At 44.1% G+C, this 22,123-nt stretch carries 18 protein-coding genes and 2 tRNA genes; 11 read left to right on the top strand and 9 right to left on the bottom strand.

Going from position 1 to position 22,123, the window contains the following annotated elements; translation table 11 throughout:
• The first annotated feature begins 8 nt into the window (after positions 1 to 8).
• A complete protein-coding gene (gene msrB / locus M4S28_RS12715; protein ID WP_017079511.1) occupies positions 9 to 446 on the top strand; it encodes a peptide-methionine (R)-S-oxide reductase MsrB in 438 nt (145 codons plus the stop codon).
• A gap of 142 nt (positions 447 to 588) precedes the next feature.
• Here msrB and M4S28_RS12710 read toward each other — a convergent pair whose 3' ends face one another.
• Entirely contained in the window at positions 589 to 1,395 is an 807-nt protein-coding gene (locus M4S28_RS12710) for a DUF2989 domain-containing protein (RefSeq protein ID WP_029222678.1), read from the bottom strand.
• 113 nt (positions 1,396 to 1,508) lie between these two features.
• Here M4S28_RS12710 and M4S28_RS12705 point away from each other — a divergent pair, with 113 nt between their 5' ends.
• The gene (locus M4S28_RS12705; protein ID WP_004734093.1) at positions 1,509 to 1,790 is read left to right on the top strand and encodes a YeaC family protein; all 282 of its coding nucleotides are present in this window, start codon (positions 1,509 to 1,511) and stop codon (positions 1,788 to 1,790) included.
• 215 nt (positions 1,791 to 2,005) lie between these two features.
• Here the strand turns inward: M4S28_RS12705 and ansA are convergent, their stop codons facing one another.
• On the bottom strand, positions 2,006 to 3,022 hold the full coding sequence (gene ansA, locus M4S28_RS12700; RefSeq protein WP_017084059.1) for an asparaginase: 1,017 nt from the start codon (positions 3,020 to 3,022) through the stop codon (positions 2,006 to 2,008).
• Between the two features lie 118 nt (positions 3,023 to 3,140).
• Positions 3,141 to 4,991: a signal peptide peptidase SppA gene (sppA, locus tag M4S28_RS12695; protein ID WP_017079514.1), complete on the bottom strand. Its 1,851-nt coding sequence runs from the start codon at positions 4,989 to 4,991 to the stop codon at positions 3,141 to 3,143.
• 279 nt (positions 4,992 to 5,270) lie between these two features.
• Between sppA and M4S28_RS12690 the strand changes: the two genes are divergently transcribed.
• The 3 genes from M4S28_RS12690 (at position 5,271) to M4S28_RS12680 (ending at position 10,151) form a co-directional block, all read left to right on the top strand.
• Complete coding sequence (locus M4S28_RS12690) at positions 5,271 to 7,280, top strand: NADPH-dependent 2,4-dienoyl-CoA reductase (protein ID WP_029224607.1); 2,010 nt, start codon at positions 5,271 to 5,273, stop codon at positions 7,278 to 7,280.
• 245 nt (positions 7,281 to 7,525) lie between these two features.
• The gene (locus tag M4S28_RS12685; protein WP_004734087.1) at positions 7,526 to 8,074 is read left to right on the top strand and encodes an NAD(P)H nitroreductase; all 549 of its coding nucleotides are present in this window, start codon (positions 7,526 to 7,528) and stop codon (positions 8,072 to 8,074) included.
• Positions 8,075 to 8,189: 115 nt separating this feature from the next.
• Positions 8,190 to 10,151 (top strand): DNA topoisomerase III, encoded by a 1,962-nt coding sequence (locus M4S28_RS12680; RefSeq protein WP_249631911.1) that lies wholly within the window; start codon positions 8,190 to 8,192, stop codon positions 10,149 to 10,151.
• A gap of 53 nt (positions 10,152 to 10,204) precedes the next feature.
• Here the strand turns inward: M4S28_RS12680 and M4S28_RS12675 are convergent, their stop codons facing one another.
• Together M4S28_RS12675 and M4S28_RS12670 are read right to left on the bottom strand one after the other, a co-directional pair.
• Positions 10,205 to 11,206 (bottom strand): DUF3080 domain-containing protein, encoded by a 1,002-nt coding sequence (locus tag M4S28_RS12675; protein WP_249631910.1) that lies wholly within the window; start codon positions 11,204 to 11,206, stop codon positions 10,205 to 10,207.
• Positions 11,207 to 11,213: 7 nt separating this feature from the next.
• The gene (locus tag M4S28_RS12670) at positions 11,214 to 11,900 is read right to left on the bottom strand and encodes an SDR family oxidoreductase (protein ID WP_249631909.1); all 687 of its coding nucleotides are present in this window, start codon (positions 11,898 to 11,900) and stop codon (positions 11,214 to 11,216) included.
• Between the two features lie 261 nt (positions 11,901 to 12,161).
• Between M4S28_RS12670 and M4S28_RS12665 the strand changes: the two genes are divergently transcribed.
• Entirely contained in the window at positions 12,162 to 13,082 is a 921-nt protein-coding gene (locus M4S28_RS12665; RefSeq protein WP_249631908.1) for a histone deacetylase family protein, read from the top strand.
• Positions 13,083 to 13,147: 65 nt separating this feature from the next.
• On the opposite strand, the gene M4S28_RS12660 is transcribed toward M4S28_RS12665, so the two are convergent.
• Positions 13,148 to 13,238, bottom strand: a tRNA-Ser gene (locus M4S28_RS12660).
• A gap of 325 nt (positions 13,239 to 13,563) precedes the next feature.
• Between M4S28_RS12660 and M4S28_RS12655 the strand changes: the two genes are divergently transcribed.
• Positions 13,564 to 14,007, top strand: coding sequence for an RrF2 family transcriptional regulator (locus M4S28_RS12655; RefSeq protein ID WP_004734067.1), 444 nt, complete (start codon positions 13,564 to 13,566; stop codon positions 14,005 to 14,007).
• 27 nt (positions 14,008 to 14,034) lie between these two features.
• Positions 14,035 to 15,219, top strand: a complete 1,185-nt coding sequence (locus M4S28_RS12650) for an NnrS family protein (protein ID WP_339385618.1) — start codon at positions 14,035 to 14,037, stop codon at positions 15,217 to 15,219.
• A 667-nt stretch (positions 15,220 to 15,886) separates the two neighbouring features.
• On the opposite strand, the gene M4S28_RS12645 is transcribed toward M4S28_RS12650, so the two are convergent.
• The 3 genes from M4S28_RS12645 to M4S28_RS12635 form a co-directional block, all read right to left on the bottom strand.
• A tRNA-Ser gene (locus M4S28_RS12645) sits at positions 15,887 to 15,977 on the bottom strand.
• Between the two features lie 138 nt (positions 15,978 to 16,115).
• Positions 16,116 to 17,924, bottom strand: a complete 1,809-nt coding sequence (locus tag M4S28_RS12640; protein ID WP_004734064.1) for a DUF3413 domain-containing protein — start codon at positions 17,922 to 17,924, stop codon at positions 16,116 to 16,118.
• Positions 17,925 to 17,952: 28 nt separating this feature from the next.
• The gene (locus M4S28_RS12635) at positions 17,953 to 18,180 is read right to left on the bottom strand and encodes a YejL family protein (RefSeq protein ID WP_004734063.1); all 228 of its coding nucleotides are present in this window, start codon (positions 18,178 to 18,180) and stop codon (positions 17,953 to 17,955) included.
• Positions 18,181 to 18,264: 84 nt separating this feature from the next.
• On the opposite strand from M4S28_RS12635, the gene yejK reads away from it, so the two are divergent.
• The 3 genes from yejK (at position 18,265) to M4S28_RS12620 (ending at position 22,000) form a co-directional block, all read left to right on the top strand.
• Positions 18,265 to 19,269 carry a nucleoid-associated protein YejK gene (yejK, locus tag M4S28_RS12630; protein ID WP_017079528.1) on the top strand — a complete coding sequence of 335 codons (1,005 nt, stop codon included), beginning with the start codon at positions 18,265 to 18,267 and terminating at the stop codon, positions 19,267 to 19,269.
• Positions 19,270 to 19,374: 105 nt separating this feature from the next.
• Entirely contained in the window at positions 19,375 to 20,745 is a 1,371-nt protein-coding gene (locus M4S28_RS12625; RefSeq protein WP_249631906.1) for an Hpt domain-containing protein, read from the top strand.
• A gap of 76 nt (positions 20,746 to 20,821) precedes the next feature.
• Positions 20,822 to 22,000 carry a chemotaxis protein gene (locus tag M4S28_RS12620; protein ID WP_108185176.1) on the top strand — a complete coding sequence of 393 codons (1,179 nt, stop codon included), beginning with the start codon at positions 20,822 to 20,824 and terminating at the stop codon, positions 21,998 to 22,000.
• The last annotated feature ends 123 nt before the right edge of the window (positions 22,001 to 22,123 follow it).

Below are 22,123 nucleotides of genomic sequence, written 5' to 3'. Positions count from 1 at the left end.
AACAGAGAATGTGGAGAGATATTAACGTGGTTCAAAAGGGAGGAAATATGATAAAGCCTGATGAATACTGGCGTGAGCGCCTAACGGACGACGAATTTGCTGTATGCCGTGAACGTGGTACTGAAGCCCCATATAGCGGTAAGTTACTGCACAACCATAACACTGGTGTCTATAGCTGCACGTGCTGTGAAAGCCCTTTGTTTCTGTCGGATAACAAATATGACTCTGGGTGCGGTTGGCCAAGCTTTGATGCCCCAGTGAATGATGAAGCAGTACGCTATATAGAAGATCTAAGTCACGGAATGAAGCGTGTGGAGATCCGTTGCACTGCATGTGATAGCCATTTAGGTCACGTTTTTCCTGATGGCCCACAGACAACAGGTGAGCGATTCTGTGTTAATTCTGTGTCGTTAATTTTCAACAAAAATGACAAAAGTACGAAATAACTTGTCACAATTGTTTAATCCTTACAGGTCGTACTTGTCGATTAAGGACTATTGAACAACCCAAGATTTCAGAATTAACTCTAGTACAAATAAAAACAGCTACCATGAAGTAGCTGTTTTTTTGTGCATGAAGAAATCAAAACTAATAGTTCGGCACTATAGACGCGGTGTAAACGCCGTCTTCAATGGCTTCGACAATCTTTTCAGCATCATCATTGAATTGCTTGTATTGAGGTTTGTCGAAACGATACAGCACAGTGAGCTCAGCTTCAGAAGCAATGGGCACATCAAAGTCTTTGGCAACCATTGCCCACACATACGCTTTTTCCATATGACCAAGGCTGTGGTTGATACTGGCCATCGACTTGAAGATTTCAGTGTTGACGACCGAACCATTTGAAAGCGTTAACGCATTATTGAGTAGTTTAAGCGTTTTTGCATGATCGCGGGTGGTATAGAAGGTGGCTAAGGCATATTGCATTTCTGCCGTATTTAACGCTTCTTTCCCTTCTAGTTGTAGGAAACTGCGTCTGGCGTTGGTGTCCCCGGTTTGTGACCACAAGAAGTAAAGCGTTTCAGGTGTATTGGATTGCGATAGTTCATCTACAATACGCTCAGACTCTTCGATGCTGTGCATTAAAGAGGTAAAGCGACGCTCTTGCAGCTTAGATTGGTCAATCGTCTCGATCTGCGCCGCAAGCTCTAGGCACTTTTTGTACGCAGTGACTAACTTGAACTCTTTAATCTTATTGGCTTCGGAGGGTTGCTTCTGAACTTCAAATCGATGCCAGATGAGGTCGGTACGTGCGACGCGACATTGCCCATCGTTCATGTTCAATTCCTCACACTGCAGCCCCGGATTACTTTGACAGAGTTGATCGGTATTTTTATTTCCTTCAAGACACCCAACCAGAGTGAAAGGTAATAGGCTAATCGCCAACCGTTTCATCATTTTCATATTCCTTCACTTGTGATCGAATGCACTTATTATCGGTCAGGTTCTTGACTCAATTCTGTTACGGGTTATTTTCTGGTGAAAATTGTTAAAACTAAGGCTTTATCATGGATGCAGAACAACTTCTTAGCGCAATGACACCCGAGGTCTACGAACGTTTAACTTACGCCGTTGAGACGGGTAAATGGCCAGAAGGTACGGCGCTCTCTAAAGAACAGCGCGACTCGTGTATGCAAGCAGTTATGTTATATCAATCTAAACATAACTCCGAAGCTCAACATATGACAATTGCAGCTGGTGGTGATATTAGCTTTAAATCTAAATCTGAGCTTAAGAAGCAATTTAAGTCAGACCAAGAAGATATTGTTAGGGTTAATCCGAATCATTAGGCTTAAATTACAACAAAGGGGTGGCACTGTGCCACCCCTTTAGCTGTTAAGCCGTTTATTTATAAGCAATAAAACGATTTAGTTCACGTTAAACGCCTGCGATACCCATGAAACGACTGGGTTAATGCGAAGGTTTTGGTTAAACGTATAGCTAACCCCATAGCTAAACCTCTGAACCTATAGCTCTAAACCTCTAAACCTATAGCTGAACAAGCTTATAAACTCATCTCACCGCGCAACACTTGTTGCATTTGATCCTTCACTTGTTCGTAGCTTAAGTTTTGGCTCAACAGGTAATGTAACTTCGCCAGTGCCGCTTCTGGTGTCATATCGTAACCACTGATAACTCCAGATTCTGCTAGTGCACAACCCGTCGCGTAGCCACCCATATTGACTTTACCGGCCAAACACTGAGTTAGGTTCACTACAATCACACCTCGTTCTGATGCATCTTTTAAGTGCTGAAGTAACTCTTGATTTTGTGGTGCGTTACCAACACCAAAAGTAAGCAAAATCATTGCGTTAACAGGCTGTAGTAGCGTGTTGCGAATCACCTCATGTGAGATGCCTGGATACATAGTGATTACACCGATGGGTTGCGGAGTAATGTTATGAACCTTGAAAGCACCTTCAGGTTGCTCGTTTACCTTAACGTTATTGCTGATCTGGATATTGATACCCGCTTCTAGCAATGGGGTTAGGTTTGGAGAGGTAAACGCATTGAAGCCATCTGCGTGTGATTTTGTGCTGCGGTTACCGCGCATCAACTTGTTGTTGAAGAACAGTGTCACTTCGTTGATCGGGTAGTTCGCTGCAATGTGCAGAGCGTTCAGCAGGTTTGCTTGTCCGTCTGAACGTAACTCTGCCAATGGGATCTGAGAGCCCGTAACAATCACAGGTTTGCCGAGGTTTTCCAGCATGAAAGACAGAGCAGAGGCGGTGTAAGCCATTGTGTCTGTACCGTGTAGGATAACGAAACCATCGTACTTATCGTAGTTCGCGCGAATATCATCAGCGATAGTCTGCCAATCAAGTGGCGTCATATCTGAAGAGTCCATTAATGGAGAGTATTCATGAATGGTGTACTCAGGCATTTCTGGGCGATGGAATTCAGGCATGCCAGCTAGCTGCTTATCCATAAAACCTGCGACTGGGACATAGCCGTGGTCCAAAGACTTTTGCATGCCAATTGTGCCGCCGGTATACGCGATATAGATGTGTTTTCTTTCCATGGCGATTAATACTTAGTGTGATATAGGGAACAGGGGGGCGATTATAGCGAATTATCATGCAATAAAAAGAGGCGCCTCACACAGAGGCGCCTCTTGATAACAAAGCGTTGAGCTTATCTTATTGAACTTGGCAGTTTAAGCAAAAAGCGTATCGGCCTTGTGGGTCGTTAAAGTTGCCTAACAGCTGGCTATCTTGAGCTAACTGCTGAGTAACCGGCTGTAAACTGCTTGGAATCATTGATTGAATATCAAAGCCTATCGACATCTGAACTTGATTCATAAATTCTTGAATAAATTGTTCAGTCGTTGAAAGTGGTTCTTCTACCCAGTAGATGTTGTAGGTTTCAAGCTCTGCAAGTGAAGCCGCTGCTGCAATCGCATCATCAAAATCACCAATTTCATCGACTAGACCTTTTTGGATTGCATCTTGACCTGTCCATACTCGGCCTTGAGCGATCTTGTCGACAGCATCGACTTCCATGCCGCGATTCTCTCCAACTAGGCTGATGAATCGGCGGTAACCGTTTTCAATGCCCATTTGGAACGCATCTTTCGCGCCGTCGCTAAGCCCAGTCGTAATACCAAGACCAGAGAAAGGTGACGTACCAACGCCATCAGTGTAAACACCAATATCGTTCAACCCTTTTTCGAAAGTTGTGATAACACTAAAGATACCAATCGAACCAGTTAAGGTCGTTGGTTGAGCCAAGATCTTGTCCGCACCCATCGAGATCCAGTAACCACCTGAAGCGGCAAGACTAGACATCGACACAACAACCGGCTTGCCCGCTTGCTTGATCGCTTCAATTTCATTGCGAATCACTTCTGAAGCAAAGGCACTGCCGCCCGGGCTGTCTACACGAAGTACAACGGCTTTTACTTTGTCGTCGTTGCGCGCTTGGCGAAGTAGTGCTGCTGTGGTGTCACCACCAACGGTGCCACGTGGCTGCTTACCATCCATAATTGCGCCGCTAGCAACAATCACAGCAACATCGTGCGATTCACTGGTTAGGTCTGGAAGCATGGTTGTACGGTACTCGTAGTACCCAAACGCGTTATAGCTGTCTTGACCATCACTGCCGAAGACGTCAGCAAGCTCTAGTCGTACTTGCTGGCGAGTTGCCAGTTCGTCAACTAAACCAAGCTTCTCTGCCAGTTTTGCGATGTCGCCATCAACCGATTCAAGGTCTTTTAAGAAAGAGTCCATGCTTGGGTTCAAGGTTTTAGCATCGATCTGACGGTTGTTGCTTACGTCATCAACGTATGCGCCCCATAGTTGGCCTAACCAACGAGAAGCAGATTCTTTCGCTGCATCTGACATGTCGTCACGAATGAAAGGCTCGATAGCTGACTTATAGGTACCAACACGGAACACGTGCGTGTTGACGTCTAGCTTCTCTAATAACGTTTTGTAGTAAAGCGAATAGGCGCTGTAACCTTTAAGAAGAACCCCACCATCTGGTGATAGGAAGACTTTAGTTGCGTAACTGGCTAGGTAGTATTGGCTTTGGTTGTAAAAGTCACCCACCGCATAAATTGGTTTGCCTGTTGCTTTGAACTCGTTGAGTGCTTTAGCAATGTAGCGAAGCTTGGTCAGATTGGTTTCTGGCAGTTCTTTGAGTGCTAAAACGATACCAGTAACGTTGTCATCGTCTTTGGCGTAGCGAATCGTTTCAACAATATCAAACAGGACGTTCTCTTTTGGAAGGTCTTTGCCAAGCAGTGAACCCGTGACTGAATCCATCGGATTGATATAGCGACTTTGCTCCACGATAGGACCAGACAGGTTAAGCACTAAAGCCGACTCCTGTGGAACAGTGGGCTGAGCTGTGTCTGAGTGGAAGTATACAAAGTAGATGATGGCGATACTGAGTAAAAAGAAGAGGTTAACGAGCGCAAGACGCACAAACGTGATGAGCTTCCAAATCCCTTTAAAGATCATACCTATAAATTTGAATATCTTTTTCATTATGTCTCCGCAGTGAGATCACGTGGCTTTAACAAGCAACAGTACTATTAATCTCAATAATATGAACTGCTTAGTATCCTACGATAATTCCCTAGCTCAAACTACACCAAGAATTGTTAATCGATATATATTCTCATTAAGTGTAGACAAATTAAGGGTTTCTGAACGATTAATACCTTCAGCATTATGATCAGTGTTACAAAAATGTAAACGGTTGTTTGAACTTTTGGTGATTGAGTTATATTGTGGTCAGACCACAAGGATATAATAATAGAAGTGATGTCTGCCATGTACCCACATTTACTCGAACCACTCGATCTTGGATTTACTCAGTTACGTAACCGTGTATTGATGGGATCAATGCACACGGGTTTAGAAGAAAATAAAGAAGGCCTCCACAAGCTTGCCGCGTTTTATGAAGAGCGAGCAAAAGGAGGCGTTGGCCTTATTGTTACCGGTGGTTTCTCTCCTAATTTACGTGGCAGATTGACCCCATTTAGTGCTGAGTTCAGTAAAGTTAAGCACGCAAAAGCTCACCAAGTTGTTACCGAGGCCGTGCATAAGCATGGCGGTAAAATTGCCCTTCAATTGCTACATGCTGGCCGCTATGCCATGCACCCATTCGCGCAAAGTGCTTCGGGTATCAAAGCGCCAATCGCTAAGTTTGCACCGAGTGAGATGAGCCCTCGTCAAATTAAAAAGACCATCGGTGCCTTTGCCAACAGTGCAGAGCTAGCTCAGGTTGCTGGTTATGACGGCATTGAGATTATGGGCTCTGAAGGCTACTTGATTAACCAATTCATCTGTAAACGTACCAACATGCGTTATGACGAATGGGGCGGTTCTTATGAGAAGCGCATGCGTTTCCCATTAGAGATTGTTAAATCGATTCGCGAAGCGGTGGGTAAAGATTTCATCATTATTTTCCGCTTATCGATGCTGGATTTGGTTGAGCAAGGCAGCACGTTCGAAGATGTTGTACTTCTGGCTCAGAAGCTAGAAGAAGCGGGCGTGACCATTATTAATACCGGCATTGGTTGGCATGAAGCTCGTGTTCCGACTATCGCGACACAAGTTCCAAGAGGAGCATTCTCTTGGGTGACGGAAAAAGTGAAACCATACGTGTCGATCCCAGTGGTGACATGTAACCGTATCAACACGCCAGAAGAGGCTGAACGTATCCTCAGTTCAGGACAGGCCGACATGGTATCAATGGCTCGTCCATTCTTGGCAGACCCTGACTTTGTTAATAAAGCCGCTCAAGACCAAGCGCAGTTCATTAACACCTGTATCGGTTGTAACCAAGCTTGTCTTGATAACGTATTCAAAGGCAAAAGAGCGAGTTGTTTGGTTAACCCTCGAGCTTGTTACGAGACTGAAATTGTTGTTCAGCCTGCCGAAGCGACCAAAACTATTGCCGTGGTTGGGGCTGGGCCTGCTGGTTTAGCCTGCGCGACGACGTTGGCACAGCGTGGTCATAATGTTGATCTGATTGAGAAAAATGACCGTATCGGTGGACAATTTAGATTGGCAATGCAGATTCCTGGTAAAGAAGAGTTCAGAGAAACCATTCGTTACTTTGCTAATCAAATAGATGCATCAGGCGTGAACTTAAAACTGGATACTGAAGCGACGTTTGAGATGTTGTTGAAGTACGATGAAGTCGTGATGGCTGCCGGTGTTGAGCCAAGAAAGCTTGATATTGAAGGGATTGACCAAGAAAACGTAATCGATTATCAAACCTTGATTCGTGAAAAGACACCCGTAGGCGAAAAAGTCGCGATTGTTGGTGCCGGTGGTATTGGTATTGATGTGGCAACTATGCTGACAGAGCCGACTTCTCACAGCTTGGATGACTGGCTGCATGAGTGGGGCATTGATAAAAATATGGAACACCCAGGTGGACTTTATCCTTACCCTGATTCGTTCAGTGACAAAACGGTTTGGGTGATGCAGCGTAAAGCGGGTCGTGTCGGTAAAGGCCCGGGTAAGACTACAGGTTGGATTCATAAACGCACATTAGAAAAACGTGGTGTGAACTTACTTGGTGGCGTGAGCTACAACAAGATTGACGACCAAGGTCTGCATATCAGCGTTGGTAAGAAAGATCAGGTACTCGATGCCGATTCCGTTATCGTGTGTGCGGGTCAGGTTTCAGTTCGTCCATTCGAAGACATGTGGCAAGAGTTTGGTGGCAAACTACACGTGATAGGCGGTGCCGATTACGCGGGTGAACTGGATGCCGTGCGTGCGATTCGCCAAGGTGTTGAGTTAGCTATTAAGCTTTAACAACAAACAGAATGTTCTCGTTTGATAAGTTTGAATCAGAAAGTTCAATAAGCTGAACTAGACGGGTAACTAAGCTTGGACTAGACAGATAAATAAGGCTCCTAAGTCATAGATTTAGGGGCCTTTGTTGTTTCTAGTGTCGTTTAAAATATTGCTTCAAATAGACAGCCGTTGAGATTTATTATCGTTTGTGTTCTGTGCTACAGTTCAATTATACAAACAATAAAAATTAGTAAGGACTTCAAATGGATGCTTTGGATCTATTGCTCAACAGACGCTCAATCGCAAAACTCTCTGATCCGGCACCTGAAGGTGTGGCGTTAGAAAATATCATTAAAGCGGGCTTACGTGCTCCAGACCACGGCGCATTGACACCATGGCGCTTTGTTATCGCACAAGGCTCAGGGTTACAGAAGCTCTCTGATATTTTGGTTCGTGCGGCACAAGCTGACGAGAGCGAAGAAGCGGTCATTGAGAAAGTTAAAAAAGCGCCGTTTCGAGCACCGATGGTGATCACTATCATCGCAAAGGTAACTGAGCACGAAAAAGTGCCCGCGTTCGAACAACACCTATCTGCGGGTTGCGCTGCACAGGCGATGCAAATGGCTGCTGTTGCTCAAGGTTTCCAAGGTTTTTGGCGCTCAGGTAAGTGGATGTTCCACCCTGAAGTTCACCAAGCTTTCGGCCTAGAAGGCGACGACGAAATCGTTGGTTTCCTATATTTGGGTACACCGGGCTGTACGCCAATGAAAGCGCCAGAACGTGACTTCTCAAAGTTCGTCGAGTTCTTGTAAAGAAAGCTGAAGCTTGAATAGTGGAATGCTAACTGTATAAACAACCAGTTTTCCTTGATTTCTAGGGGCCACATTAGATAATGTGGCCCTAATTGTTTGTAGCATCTGGAAAAACATGTCTCGTCTTATCATTGCTGAAAAACCAAGCCTCGGCCGCGCGATCGCCGCTGCACTACCGAATCCACAAAAGAAAGACCAAGGGTTTATCAAATGTGGCAATGGGGATGTGGTGACTTGGTGTATTGGACACTTATTGGAGCAGGTTGAGCCGGACGCTTATGACGACCGTTATAAGAAGTGGAATTTAGCCGATCTTCCTATTGTGCCAGAGCAATGGCAGCTAAGGCCTCGTAAGACGTCAAGCAAACAGCTCACAGTGATCCGAAAGCTATTGAAGGACGCGACACAAATTGTCCATGCGGGTGACCCGGATAGAGAAGGGCAGTTGCTAGTTGACGAAGTGATTGATTACTGCAAGGTTTCCAAGGCCAAGAAAGAGTCGATGGACAGGCTGCTGATCAGTGACTTGAACTTACCAGCCGTGAAGCGTGCGCTCTCTCAAATGCGCAGCAATCGCGATTTTATCCCACTGTCTATTTCCGCTTTAGCACGCTCTAGAGCTGATTGGCTGTATGGTATGAACATGACTCGTGCTTACACCTTGCTTGGTCAAAAAGCCGGTTACCAAGGCGTGTTGTCAGTAGGGCGAGTGCAAACCCCTGTACTTGGTTTGGTGGTGAGACGTGATGAAGAAATCGAAAACTTCATTCCGAAAAATTACTTTACTCTGCATGCGTTGATCCCTTATCAAAATAACGGCCAGAGCTTTGATATTCGAGCGCGTTGGAAACCAAGCGAAGCATGTAACCCATGGCAAGATGAAGAAGGCCGAGTGCTCAATCGAAAGCTGGTTGAGAACGTGGCTAACCGAATTGCGAATCAACCCGCGACGGTAACGGAATCAGAGCAAAAACAAAGTAAACAAGCTGCGCCACTGCCTTACTCGCTGTCAGCTTTGCAAATTGATGCGTCGAAGCGTTTTGGTATGAGTGCTCAGCAGGTTCTCGACACTTGTCAGTCGTTGTACGAGAAACACAAACTCATCACTTACCCGCGTTCTGATAGCCGCTACCTACCTAAAGATCATTACTCGCAAAGAGAGTCGGTCGTGGATGCTATCGCTAACAATGCGAAAGAGCTGCAAAGTGGTGCTCAAGGTGCGGATCTTTCTCTTAAATCCAAAGCATGGAACGACAGTAAGGTCGATGCTCACCACGCGATAATTCCTACTCCGAAAAAGTCATCGGTGAACGGCCTGTCTGCCAACGAGATGAAGATCTATCAGCAAATCGCTCGCCAGTATCTAATGCAATTCTACCCACCTGCTATTTTTGCCGATGCCAAGTTAGTCTTTGATATTGCTGGTGGTGTGTTCATCGCAAAAGGGCGTCAGCTTATCAACCCGGGTTGGAAAGTGTTGATGGGGAAAACGGACACTGAAGAAAAAGGTGATGGCACGGATACGGTGCCTCCATTGGATAAAGGAACCGTGTTGACGTGTCGTGAAGGCATTATTGGTGATAAGAAAACCGAACCACCAAAGCACTTCACGGAAGCTACCTTGCTACAAGCGATGACAGGTATCGCGCGCTTTGTCGCGAACAAAGACCTTAAAGCCATTTTGAAAGAGACCGATGGCCTTGGAACGGAAGCAACCCGAGCGGGTATTCTAGATACTTTGTTCAAGAGACAGCTGTTAACGCGACAAGGTAAAAGCATCCATAGTAGCCCTGCAGGCAGAGGTTTGATTAACGCCTTACCTGAGGACTCAACCTTTCCAGATATGACCGCTCACTGGGAACATCAGTTGCAAGGAATGGCTGAACGAAACCAAGCGTATCAACCCTTCATGCAAGCGCTAGAAAGTAAGATCGATGGCTTAATGGGTAAGGTAAAAACAGGCGAAGTTCCTGAATCCCTGCGTCATCTTCCTAAAGTGGAAAGACCAGCATTCAAGCGCCGTAAAGGTGGTGGGACAAGGAAGAAGACTTACGCGAAGAAAGGCGCTAAAAGTTAATCAGTTAGAAACTGAAAGCTAACAACACCCATTATTGATATTGGGAATCAATATTAACGACCGACCTTGCGCCCACAACGTTTAAACAGCTGCTGCCAATAATCGACATGGCGGCGAGTCGATGATCGAAAGGCGTGATGCGCATCTTTGATGGGAAAGTAATAACTGTGTAGGTCAGGTTGCGCGTCAAACATACCAAGTTGCGGGGCTAACTGCTGATAGTAGCCATCCAATTGCGCCATGTACGGCTGAACTTTGCCTATATATTGCTGCTCGAACACATTGTTGATATAGCGAAACTTAGTCGTGTCTCGTTGTTTACCACAGATGATATTGTCATCAAAAGTTGTCAGCTGTTTGGTGATGGTATCAAGTTCGGCCGAAGCTCGCGTGAGCGAGTAGTATAAGTCCCCAAGGGTTGAACTTTTATCTAATACTTCTTGAACTTCAGTGGTCCTGCCGGAAACGAGCGGCGCGTTTAATGTTTGATTGATATGTTCTAAGGCATTACTGGTTTGTCGTATCTGATCGCCGATATCAGCGTGTAACCACTGGCTACCACGCATCTGAGACTGCATCGCATCGCTGGCATAGATTAGATTCCACTGGTGCCGCGGAAACTGTGTGAGTTTCTGCTGCTCGATTTCTCTGAGTAGTTCTACGACCTCAGGGTCTAATTCGCTACCGGATAAGCATCTCCCGACACCTGCAAGTAGGGCGACTTGATAATCGTAATTACGAAACTCATCCGCGACTTTCCCAAGAACCGAATTTCTTTCTGCAATCAGATTGAACAATCCACACTGACGAAGCTGGTAACTGTCGATTAAACCGATAGAAAGCGAGGGCACGTCAAGCAGCAGTTCTCTTTTTCTCGGTAGGCTTTCAAATTCCAATTCCTCTTTTATCTCGTCAGCATCTTGTACTCTGGCTATCTTGGTTTGGTAGTCGTCGAACAAGTCTCCGGGGCCATCACTGAAACAGCCAGCTAGCATCACCGTCAGACAAAACAGTGTTGAGTGCTTAACTAGGTTTGAGAGAGGGCCTACTTTCATCTGAGGATTACCAGTCTATTTCACTGCCATCGAAATTGAAGAAGTGACCACTTACTTCAGTATTCGCGGACTCGATGACTTTAATAAGGCCGGAAGCTGAAGTGTCGGTGTCGATCAGAGCATTAGGGCCGCCCATTTCAGTCTGTACCCAACCTGGATGCAGTGCTAACACCGTAAAGCCACTCTCGGTTAAGTCGTTGCTTAGGCTCTTCACTACTGAGTTTAGAGCGGCTTTGGAGGAGCGATAGATGTAGCCTCCGCCTGAGGTGTTCTCGGACATGCTCCCCACTCTGGAAGACAGACAGGCTATCTTTTTGACGTCACTACTTTGTATAAGAGGTAATAGAGTCTCGACAAGCTTCAGTGGAGCAATAGTGTTGACTTCGAATACACGACGCCACTCTTCGACATCGGTATTACCCAGTCCATAGCCTTTAGGACCATAGTAACCAGCGTTGTTGATCAAGATATCAATCGATTCTATTTTCGAAGGAAGTTGGTTCGCTGCTTGGTAATCGGTTATCTCTAATTGAATGCAGGTTAGGTTGGTGTTGTGGCCTGCGAGCGAGAGCAGTTCTTTTGCTGAATTGGCATCACGATAAGTCGCGTACACCTTGTGATTACCTTTCAAGTATTGCTGAGTCAGGCTTAAGCCAATGCCGCGGTTCGCTCCAGTAATAAAAATTACGCTCATGGTGATTCCTTTTCAGTTCAATTAGTTAAGTTTGATGGCTTAACACGAGAAAATCAACGCTCCACCAACTGGCCATTAGCATTCCTATAAAAATCATTACTGCTGCCATTGAGCCGCAGATCACCCCAAAGATGAGTATTAGGTTTTTCATTGCTGTCTCTTTTTGAAAATCAAGTTAATGATAACTATTATCATTAATTAAGGTTGTCGCCTAGGCTGAGACTGTTATGATTTTGAGAAAGATACGCAATTAACCTGATTATGATTCCTTTAATTTACCACCCAATCTATTCGCAGTTACCTTTACCAGAAGGTCACCGTTACCCGATTAACAAATATCAGTTGTTACACAGTGCTGTTGAAGCATTAATGGATAGCGATCCTCTATGGAAGAGTCAGTTTGAAATCTTCCAACCAACGCCGGTTTCGGTTGAACAGGTAAAACAGGTTCACGATAGTGAGTATGTGGATTTGCTTGTTTCAGGTAATTTGCCCGCGGCGAAAATGAGACGCATCGGTTTCCCGTGGAGTGAACAACTTATTGAGAGAACATTCTACTCAAGTGGTGGAACCTGCTTGGCCGCTGAAATGGCAATAGAGAGTGGTTTAGCGATTCATTTGAGTGGTGGTTATCATCACGCGCATCATGATTTTGGTAGTGGCTTTTGTTTGTTGAACGATCTGGTGTTAGCGGCAAAACATGCGCTGACCTTTGAACATATCGATAAAGTGCTTATCGTCGACAGCGATGTTCATCATGGCGATGGCACAGCGACTCTTTGCCAAGAGAATGACGACATCATTACTTTGTCGTTCCACTGCGACAAAAACTTCCCTGCACGAAAACCGCTATCTGATTTAGATGTGCCGTTAAGTCGTGAAACAGAGGATGAAGAGTTTTTGCGTTGTTTTGAACAAGTCACTAAGTTAGCGATTGCTCACCATCAACCTGATCTGATTATTTATGATGCGGGGATCGATATCCATCAAGATGATGAACTGGGTTACTTGAATGTTTCGACAAAAGGGATATTTGAACGCGACTGTTTCATGATTGAATTAGCGAAATCAGAGTCTATTCCGATGGCATGCGTAGTCGGTGGCGGGTACCGCACTCAACATCAAGATCTGGTACCGATTCACATGCAGTTATTGAAGGCCGCATTTGCTGTTAGCAGTTGAGCGGTGAGCTTGTGTGATCTCCAGATACAAAAAAGCCGCTGATTTCTCAGCGGCTTTCTTTAATGTGGTGGAGGGATAGGGATTTGAACCCTAGAACCGCTATTAACGGTTGCCGGTTTTCAAGACCGGTGCTTTCGACCACTCAGCCATCCCTCCAATGGCGCGTATAATATAAGGGTGGCTTTGGCTTGTAAATACCCTTATCAACTGACTGCTTTTTTTATGAACAAGTTTGTGCATTTTTATATGGTTAGAGTGAAAATACATCGAAAAATGTTCCTGATCGTTTCGACTTAAGGGATTAGGTATCGTTTGAGGAAGGAAAATGGAGAAAGGATCGAATACAACTGATGTGAGGAACGTAATTAGGACTGAAGCCTTAGCTTTTGGTGTGTAGCCACCATTCCTCATTAGGGTTAACTTGCCTTTACTGTCTATAAGATTCATAATGAATGCATCTTATAGAGTGAAATATCCCACCATGCATATCACACGTTACACTGATTATTCCCTACGAGTGCTGATCTATTTAGCGATCAACAACCAATCTCTTAGCACCATCGGCGACATTGCTAACAGTTATGGTATTTCTAAAAACCATTTAATGAAGATCGTTCAGCAACTCAACCTCAAAGGACATCTGATCGCCACAAGAGGAAAAAATGGTGGTTTGAAACTCAGTTGCCATCCAAGTCAGATCAATATAGGTACGTTAGTTCGAGAGTTAGAAGACAAACGTAACTTGGTTGAATGTTTTGGCGAGGATAATAGCTGTGTCATTACACCAAATTGCCAATTGAAAACTATCTTTGCTGAAGCTCAAGAGTGTTTTTACAAAAGCTTAGACGCTTATAGCTTGCAAGATCTCCTTGGCGAAGGGCACAGCTACAAGTTAGGGCAACTTTTGGCGGTTGAAGTTATTTAATTTTGTCTACTCACTAGGTTTACGATGATGAAAGATTTAAATCAAACCCCCAACAATGGCGTTTCAATGGCGGCATTTTTCGAACTCGCGTTTCGACCATTTTTTTTGTTTGCATCACTTTTTAGTATTGCAGCATTAGTTGGTTGGGCTGCTTTTTGGAATGGCAGCGCAACCTTAAATGTTTATGGCGGTGCAATGTGGTGGCATATTCATGAAATGTTGTTTGGCTTTGCAGCCACTGTCGTGGTTGGTTTTTTACTGACGGCCGTACAAAATTGGACGGGTGTCCGCAGTATTAACGGACGCGGGTTAATGATACTTCTGGCTATCTGGTTGTGTGCAAGAATAGCCATGTTCCTGCCTGAAGTTCTAAGCCCTTGGCTGGTGGCTGGACTCGATTTACTGTTTTTACCTATCGCTGTAATTTATCTTGCTCACAATATTGTCAGTGTGAAGCTTTGGCGAAACCTGTTGTTCGTCCCCATTTTATTGCTAATGACTTTTGCCAATGCCGCAATGCACTATGGCGTTTTATTTCAGCAGCCAGTCTTAATTTCACAAGCTAGCACAAGCATGGTGCTGTTGGTGACCCTAGTCATGTGCATTATGGGTGGACGAGTTTTTCCTATGTTTACCGCTAATGGCACACAGACACCACGAACCCCTGCATTACCATGGCTTGAAAAGCTGAGCATTGTGAGCACGATTTTCGCCGTTGTGTTGAGCTTTCAGATACTTCCAGTTCCACAAAGTCTCGTTGCTTTCGTGTTCATTGTCAGTGGCTTGGCAAATGCGGTTAGGGCGGTAAGGTGGAAAATATGGGTTGCTTTTAAGACTCCTCTTGTGTGGTCTCTACACTTAAGCTACTGGGCCATTTCGTTAGGGTTGGTCTTGTATGGCGTTTCGATCATTTCGTCATTGGTCACACAATCACAAGCGATTCATGCATTAACCGTTGGTGGAATGGGAGTGATGATCTTATCAATGATCTCACGTGTGTCTTTAGGACATACAGGTCGAACTATTGCGATTGGTAAAATAATGACTGCGGCGTTAATCGCCATTGTTTTTGCCTTTATTGTTCGAGTGTTTGGTGGATACTTTACCCATGATATTGTCTCTATCATCACCTTATCCAGTGCTCTGTGGGTTGTCGCGTACAGTTGTTTCGTTGTGTTGTACTTACCAATTTTAATAAAACCAAAAGCTTAAATTACTACAAGTTGCGAATGTTCAATATTGACGACTTTAAAGTTGCATTTAAAATGCATCTTTAATATTATGTCTGCAGTGAATGACTTAAATACAATCAAAGAGAGAATGATTATGAGCTGTTGTGGCGGATGTGGTGGTTCAAACCACGAAGAAAAAGCAAAAGAAGCTGAACAAAAGAAGCAAGCAGAGCAGCAAGAAACTAAGCAAGAAAACGCTTAATTAAAGTAGCGCTCAAGCCAAATTTAGAAATCCAGAGACTTAGATGAAGCCTCTGGATTTTTTTATTTTTATGGATTTATGATGAGTGCCTGAAACAAGCCTAAACACTATTCGAGCCTGCAGTGAATTCTGACTCTCTAGCGAATAACTGTAGCCAATTGGCATGCACCACCAGTCTAGTCATATTGAATGAACGCGCTGTGCAGATAAGTTTGGTCTAAGGTATGTATAGATGACTGGAGTACGGAGAGAATATAAATTGAGCTAGCCAGTGATATTCAAACAGCTATAGAGTCGTAACAGGGCTTTAAACTGTTCAGAATGATTTCAATCAAGTAACCAAACAATCTGTCTTTGGGGAATAGTTGAATCTTAAACTTTAGATTCGATTTACTTTACGCTAGACGCAAAAAAGCCGCTGATTTCTCAGCGGCTTTCTTTAAAGTGGTGGAGGGATAGGGATTTGAACCCTAGAACCGCTATTAACGGTTGCCGGTTTTCAAGACCGGTGCTTTCGACCACTCAGCCATCCCTCCATTGGCGTGAATAATATAAGGGGGAGACTGCCTTGTAAACCCTTAATTATCATAATCTTGTTTGGTTGCTTGTTTTCTAGTCATTAGCGGCAATAAAAAAGGGAAGCCATTAGCTTCCCTTTTCTGTTTGATGACTATTTAGTCATTTTTTGTGTAGAAACGCTGTAGCTCAGTCAGGCCTTGCATCAATACCGGTAAGCGAGGGCTTACGTTTTTCAGGCGCTTGTAATTCTGATCGTACAATTTGTAGTTACCAAATTTATCTAACACAGTGGTTTGCTGGTCGGTAACAAGGGCAAGTTCACGTGAGTCACCCGCGAGAATCCACTTTCTTTTACGCTCATTAAACAGGCTGCGACCGCTACTGAAATCTGTTGGGTTTGAAGATACGCCCAATAGCTCTTGCATCAACGTTACGGACACGTCTAAATGACTAGAACGGTGAGTGTATTCAGAAGCAGACTTACCAGGCCAGCTGATAAACAGTGGCACTTGTAATTGATAACGACTGTAGTTGGAGTTTGCGCCCCAGCTGTTGGTCTTAGTTTCGTTAAACTCGCTACCGTGATTAGAAGTAATGATAACCACCGTGTTGTCGGTTAGCTCTAAGCGTTCCAGTTCAGCGTAGATTGTTGCTAGCTGAGCATCGGCTGCTTGAGCAGACTTTTGATAGTCTGCAGCAAAACGTTCTGCTGTCGTTAACGTTGAGTCTGACTCTGAACTTGAATCGTAGCTAGAGAAGTTATCCAGCGTGGTCAGCTCAATGAAGTTAAACCAAGGACGTTTAGCTTGTGGTGATTGAATCCAGTTAGACCAAGCTTGTATCGCGCTTTTGTCATCATAAGTTGCTTGCTCTGGCATAACATCACGGCCTCGGAAGATGATTTCCGAGTAAAGTGCATCGTCAAAGTTGTCGCCACTGAAAGCCGCAAACTTATAATTGTGATTATCTAAAACGTCCAATAGTACTGCACTTGAACCTTGAGCTTCGATGCTGCTTGCATAGCTGCTTGGAAGGCCATAGAACAAACCGAAGATACCAAACATGTCGTTACTTGAACTGTAGTGATTGGTGAAGTTGATCGATTGTTGTGAGTATGCGTAGCTGTTTGGCATCGCTGTGGCATTGAGTGCATCAGAGCGAAGGTTGTTTACACTCACCATCAGGATATTAAGATCATCACTGCGGCGGTTGTATTGAATTTTTTCGAGCGGGTAGCTAACTAAGTTTACGTTCTCTTTGTTTGCTTCTAAACGCTGTAGATACTCTTCACGGTCTAACAGACCATGTTTTTCCATAAAGCTTTTCGCTGTCATTGGGTATGACAGTGGGAAGTTCGCTTTCTGGCTAGTAATTGGGTTGTAGAAATACGCATCAGCCCACATGTAGGTCAAGTGGCTGCTGATAAAACACAAGAAGAAGACGGCAGTAATCGGACGGCCAATGTGTTTATGAGACAGTTTACGTTGCTTACGCCAAACCCACTCAGACAGACCTAGCTGTAATAAGAAGATAAGTGGCATCACAATGAAGAGGTGTTGCAAATCAGATGTGAATGCAGACTCCTCTCCACTGAATAAAACCTCCCACACGACAGGTGTCAGGTGGAGGTTTATATTTTGATACGTTTGGGTATCAATCAGTAGGACAGTTAAACCTATGGTTGCAAAGCAAACGGCAACCAAACGTAATAACTTCCTCGACGGAAGAATAAAAGTGAGCGGAAACAGCACTAATAGATAAAGCGCGAATACTAAAAATCCGAAATGACCAACCCAAGATGCAGCCAAATAAAATTGACCCAATAGGGTTTCTGGCCAAGCAGATTGAGTAATATAACGAGTACCAATCAACATCGCAGCAATGATGTTGAAAAATGCAAACCAGTGACCCCAACCAACAAGTCGAGATACGCGATCGCTATATGAGTTTGCGCTGTCTACCATTTATAATTCTTTTATCCGTCAATCAAATTTAGTGAGACTTTTTATCTTCAAGAGAAGAGATTAAAGCTTCGGCAAATTTTTCAGCAATTCCTTTGCGTTGTGAAGCAGCAACATTCTGATTTAAGACATTGGTTGCGATATTTCCAGCGATCATCAGTGAAAGTTCTGGTGAAGCTTTGTGCTTAGTGAGTACAGCACCTACTTCAGCTAGGATTTTTTCAACTTGATCATCTGTGTATTTAGATATAATCGGCATAAGGACTCTAATAATGATAGTAAAAGCGGCTTATGATAACCTACTATGCACGACAACTGAAACCTGAACGGTAATATTTTCACTATGAGCCTTCACCTTTCCAACGTAATTTTACACCAGCTGAGCAAGAACGATCAGGATGAACTGATTGTTAACTATCGTGCTGAATCTCTAGAGAACGATGCTTCATCTGAAAGCCTAGTTGCTGAACTTCACCGTGTTTTTAATTCAAAAGCAGGCAAAGGGTTTGGTTCTTTCAAATCCGACAGCGAATTCCAGCAGTCGTTGCATGAATTTCGAGCGGGAGAGCAAAGTTTCTATGATTTCTCTCAAAAAAGTGCGCTACGTCTAAAAGATGAGTTATCGAAGTACCCATTTGCTGACGAAGGCACTTTGGTACTCGCTGAATACCAATCACTGGCGACAGACTACCTTTTCATTGGTTTACTGCCTTCGAACCAAAGTTTGAAAGTGACTGAAGGGCTAGACATCAGTGCGACTGATTACCTTGATATCTCAAAGATGGATATTGTGGCGCGCCTTGATCTTTCAACATACGACACAGACAAAGAGTCAAATCGTTACTTAACTTACATTAAAGGACGTGTTGGCCGTAAAGTCGCGGATTTCTTCTTAGATTTCTTACAAGCTGAAGTCGGTTTGGATGCGAAACAGCAAAACCAAGTACTGATGCAAGCGGTAGAAGATTTCGTTTCAGACTCTAAGTTAGAAAAAGAAGAAGCGATCAGCTATAAAAAGCAGGTTGCGGATTACTGTAACGAACAGCTAAAAGCGGGCGATGAAGTTCAAGTTCGTGAACTTTCTGGAGAACTGCCAGCAAGCACAGATGGTACAAGCTTCTTTGACTATACTAGTGAGCAAGGCTACGAGTTAGAAGACAGTTTCCCTGCTGATCGCGCAACTATGCGTAAACTAACAAAATTTGTTGGTGCTGGTGGCGGTTTGAATGTTAGTTTTGATAGTCTGCTTCTAGGCGAACGTATCTTTTACGATCCGGAGACAGACACGCTAACGATTAAAGGCACTCCACCGAACTTACGTGACCAACTGACTCGCAACAAGTCATAGTTCGAAGTTAATGAGTAAAAGCGGCAGCAAGATGTTGTCGCTTGTTTTGTGCTTAGTCTTTTAGCAAGTGTCATGGCTTCAAGTTAACACGCACAAGGAATATAGATGGAACAATCAGTAGCAAAGCCCAAACGCTTTAAAAAACCGGCCACTTTCTTGGTTGTGCTCTTGGCTCTGTGGCTACTTCCTTCATTGGCTCTCCTTAATCTAAGCCGTTCTTACACCAATTCTCTTGCTCAAATTGAAGAACTCGGTATTCGTGTCAATGAATTGAGGCAATCGCTTTATTTCTCTGAGCCGCTGCGAGTCTCTCGTATCAATGAGTTAGCACTTGATGCTCAGTTGGTTTATTCGATCCGACTGCAGATTGAATCTGATTTTCAACACGCCTTGTTTCGCCCTGATGTGAATCAACTGCTTTACGTAGCCGATCAGTTCCTAGAAAAGTTTGATGAGTTCATCCCGATAGAAAGTCAGGTTCAAGACATCGTTGACAATATTAAAATACTGCGCGCTGATAAAGAGCTTTCCCCTAAACTAAAACCGCTACTCAATGAATTCGGCGTTGTTGTCTTTGAAGCGATGTATTCTGACAATCAAAGCTCGTCAGCGACTTATCGTGCGTTTGATTCCATTCTAGAAAAATCATATTCATTAAAAACTGAAGAGCAAGACGCACTGCAACAGTTATTAGCTGATGCCTCAGCGTTGTTGAGTGATTACGCTCAGCTCAATTATTTGGTCGATAAAATCAAGAAAAACTCGGTGAACGAACAGATCATTAAACTTGAAGCTGAGTTCCATGACCGTCAGTTTAACCTATTGCTTGTGATGCTAGGTTTAAGCTTGGTAACGATGATCACATTAGTGTTGTGGGGCGTTAGAGCGAGAAAATTGATTCAACAAGCAGACAAAGAACTGAGCCCTGAACCAGTAACCGATTCAAGTAAGGAAAACGCTCTCTCTGCGGTGAAACAACCAACTAATGACTCTTCCGTATTGGAGATTATGCCAACGAGCAAACATTCCGACCTTCAACCTCAAGAGGGCGTTAACATAACAAGCCAGAAAATTGTTCAGCAGAACACTGAGGAAGCTCCAGTGGCAGAGAAACACATCGCAAGTGTCACTGATTCAAAGCCTGCGATTGATATTGAAGACATGCTAGAAACGCTTGATGGTGATGCTGAGTCTGTTGAATTGCTACTTGGTGTTTTTGTACAAGATCACGCTGATGATTACACGAAGTTCAAATCTCTTCTCACTAAAGATGAAACCTCTGCTGCTCGTATTGTACATAGCTTAAAAGGTGTGGCTGGCAGTATCAAAGCATCTCGATTAGCGATCATTGCAGCTACCATTGAAATGACAATGAAACAGTCTAGAGCGATCAGTGAACACGATTTAGAAGAACTAGAGGCGGCAATAAAAGCCTCTATAGATGCTGCGTTTGAATATTTAGATAAGCAGCGTTAACTTTTGTAGGAATTTTGACAATACTCTGACGAAGTGCTCATACAATCCGCGCCCTTAGTCTTTGTCAGAGGTTTACATGTTACGATTTTCGAGTCGACGTTGGATGGTGTTGGTGCTTAGTATTGTGCTAAGTGGTTGTTCTCTATTAGAAGTTAAGTTAGATACTCAGACGACGCCTCTCACTCAACAAGAGCTAAATGCTCGAATCATGACGCGTGAATACGCCAAGATGTTTTTTATGCGAGTAGAAGACTCAGCCGATCTCATTGCTCAATCTTATCCTGCTGATGACACCTTACATCAATCTTACGTCTTGCTTTGGAAGATCCATGCGGAGCAGGGCTTACAGCAAGCGGCTTATCAAACTTCACCGATGTCTGCCTTAATCGACTCGTGGGTGTTCACAGCCCAAATGAATCAGTTTTATCGCCAAGGCGATGGCGCGGATCTGTTCGCGACGGATGATGCGGTAGAGACTGCTCGTTTTCTTGATCAAGAAGCAGAAAAACTGGCAAAGGGTGTATTGAGCTCCAGTGATTTCAAGAACAGCAAAGTGTTCGTTGCGCAGTTTGCTGCTAGCCACCCATTTAAAGACCTCACATTCAGAAGCACACCCGCTTACCGTGAATGGCTGAGTTACCTAGGTAAAGACGAGTCGCAAATTGTCCAGAGCTTAGGCACTATGCCAGAAGCTATGAGTGACGCATCCGATCGTTTAAGTTTGATGGCTGACCAGACGCCTAAACTGATGTCGTGGAAGGCGGAGCTGGTTGCGTTAAACAGCTCGCTAACGGGTGAAGACTTATCGATGACGCTGGAAAGCCTTCGTCAAACATCAGCAAGTATGCAGGACTTCATTGAGAATAACCCTGAGTACATGCAAACATTGGCTTCTATTATGTCGACAGAAATGCAGCCATTGCTCAACGATCTTAGCGACAAGACAGACCAGAAATTAGCGATGCTCACTGAAGAGCGTGTGGCGTTAGAAAAAATGGTGACACGTGAGAGAGAAGCTCTGGTAGAGATGATTGCGAAAGAGCGCATTGAGATTGCAGGTATCGTGACTTCAGAAAGGGAGTTGTTTACACAAGACCTTGACCGCGTATCTCAAGAGGTGGTGGTACTGGCGATTGATAAGCTGATGGAGTTAATCAAAAGTGTGATTATCTACTTCATCCTGTTTATTTTAGTGGTGTTCTTTGCACCGTTAGGCATCGGTTACTGGTTGGGTAAGCGAACCATAAATAGATAAATAGATAAATAGATAAATAGATAAATAGTAAATAGATGAACCAGTAGATTAAAAAAAGAGCGCTCTAGGGCGCTCTTTTTGCATTTATATCATTAACGTTTTTGTACTTACTTTCTAAAGCTC

The organism is Vibrio sp. J383 (assembly GCF_023503985.1).
GTDB classification, from domain to species: domain Bacteria; phylum Pseudomonadota; class Gammaproteobacteria; order Enterobacterales; family Vibrionaceae; genus Vibrio; species Vibrio splendidus.
Note: the sequence above shows the minus strand (reverse complement) of the source record. Positions and strands in the feature narration are given on the sequence as shown.

Coding starts and splice junctions, on each gene's coding strand:
- M4S28_RS12690 (WP_029224607.1), top strand. CDS start 5,271: ATGTCTGCCATGTACCCACATTTACTCGAACCACTCGATCTTGGATTT.
- M4S28_RS12685 (WP_004734087.1), top strand. CDS start 7,526: ATGGATGCTTTGGATCTATTGCTCAACAGACGCTCAATCGCAAAACTC.
- M4S28_RS12650 (WP_339385618.1), top strand. CDS start 14,035: ATGAAAGATTTAAATCAAACCCCCAACAATGGCGTTTCAATGGCGGCA.
- sppA (WP_017079514.1), bottom strand. CDS start 4,991: ATGAAAAAGATATTCAAATTTATAGGTATGATCTTTAAAGGGATTTGG.
- M4S28_RS12640 (WP_004734064.1), bottom strand. CDS start 17,924: ATGGTAGACAGCGCAAACTCATATAGCGATCGCGTATCTCGACTTGTT.
- yejK (WP_017079528.1), top strand. CDS start 18,265: ATGAGCCTTCACCTTTCCAACGTAATTTTACACCAGCTGAGCAAGAAC.
- M4S28_RS12675 (WP_249631910.1), bottom strand. CDS start 11,206: ATGAAAGTAGGCCCTCTCTCAAACCTAGTTAAGCACTCAACACTGTTT.
- msrB (WP_017079511.1), top strand. CDS start 9: ATGTGGAGAGATATTAACGTGGTTCAAAAGGGAGGAAATATGATAAAG.
- M4S28_RS12655 (WP_004734067.1), top strand. CDS start 13,564: ATGCATATCACACGTTACACTGATTATTCCCTACGAGTGCTGATCTAT.
- M4S28_RS12620 (WP_108185176.1), top strand. CDS start 20,822: ATGTTACGATTTTCGAGTCGACGTTGGATGGTGTTGGTGCTTAGTATT.
- M4S28_RS12625 (WP_249631906.1), top strand. CDS start 19,375: ATGGAACAATCAGTAGCAAAGCCCAAACGCTTTAAAAAACCGGCCACT.
- M4S28_RS12705 (WP_004734093.1), top strand. CDS start 1,509: ATGGATGCAGAACAACTTCTTAGCGCAATGACACCCGAGGTCTACGAA.
- M4S28_RS12710 (WP_029222678.1), bottom strand. CDS start 1,395: ATGAAACGGTTGGCGATTAGCCTATTACCTTTCACTCTGGTTGGGTGT.
- M4S28_RS12635 (WP_004734063.1), bottom strand. CDS start 18,180: ATGCCGATTATATCTAAATACACAGATGATCAAGTTGAAAAAATCCTA.
- ansA (WP_017084059.1), bottom strand. CDS start 3,022: ATGGAAAGAAAACACATCTATATCGCGTATACCGGCGGCACAATTGGC.
- M4S28_RS12680 (WP_249631911.1), top strand. CDS start 8,190: ATGTCTCGTCTTATCATTGCTGAAAAACCAAGCCTCGGCCGCGCGATC.
- M4S28_RS12665 (WP_249631908.1), top strand. CDS start 12,162: ATGATTCCTTTAATTTACCACCCAATCTATTCGCAGTTACCTTTACCA.
- M4S28_RS12670 (WP_249631909.1), bottom strand. CDS start 11,900: ATGAGCGTAATTTTTATTACTGGAGCGAACCGCGGCATTGGCTTAAGC.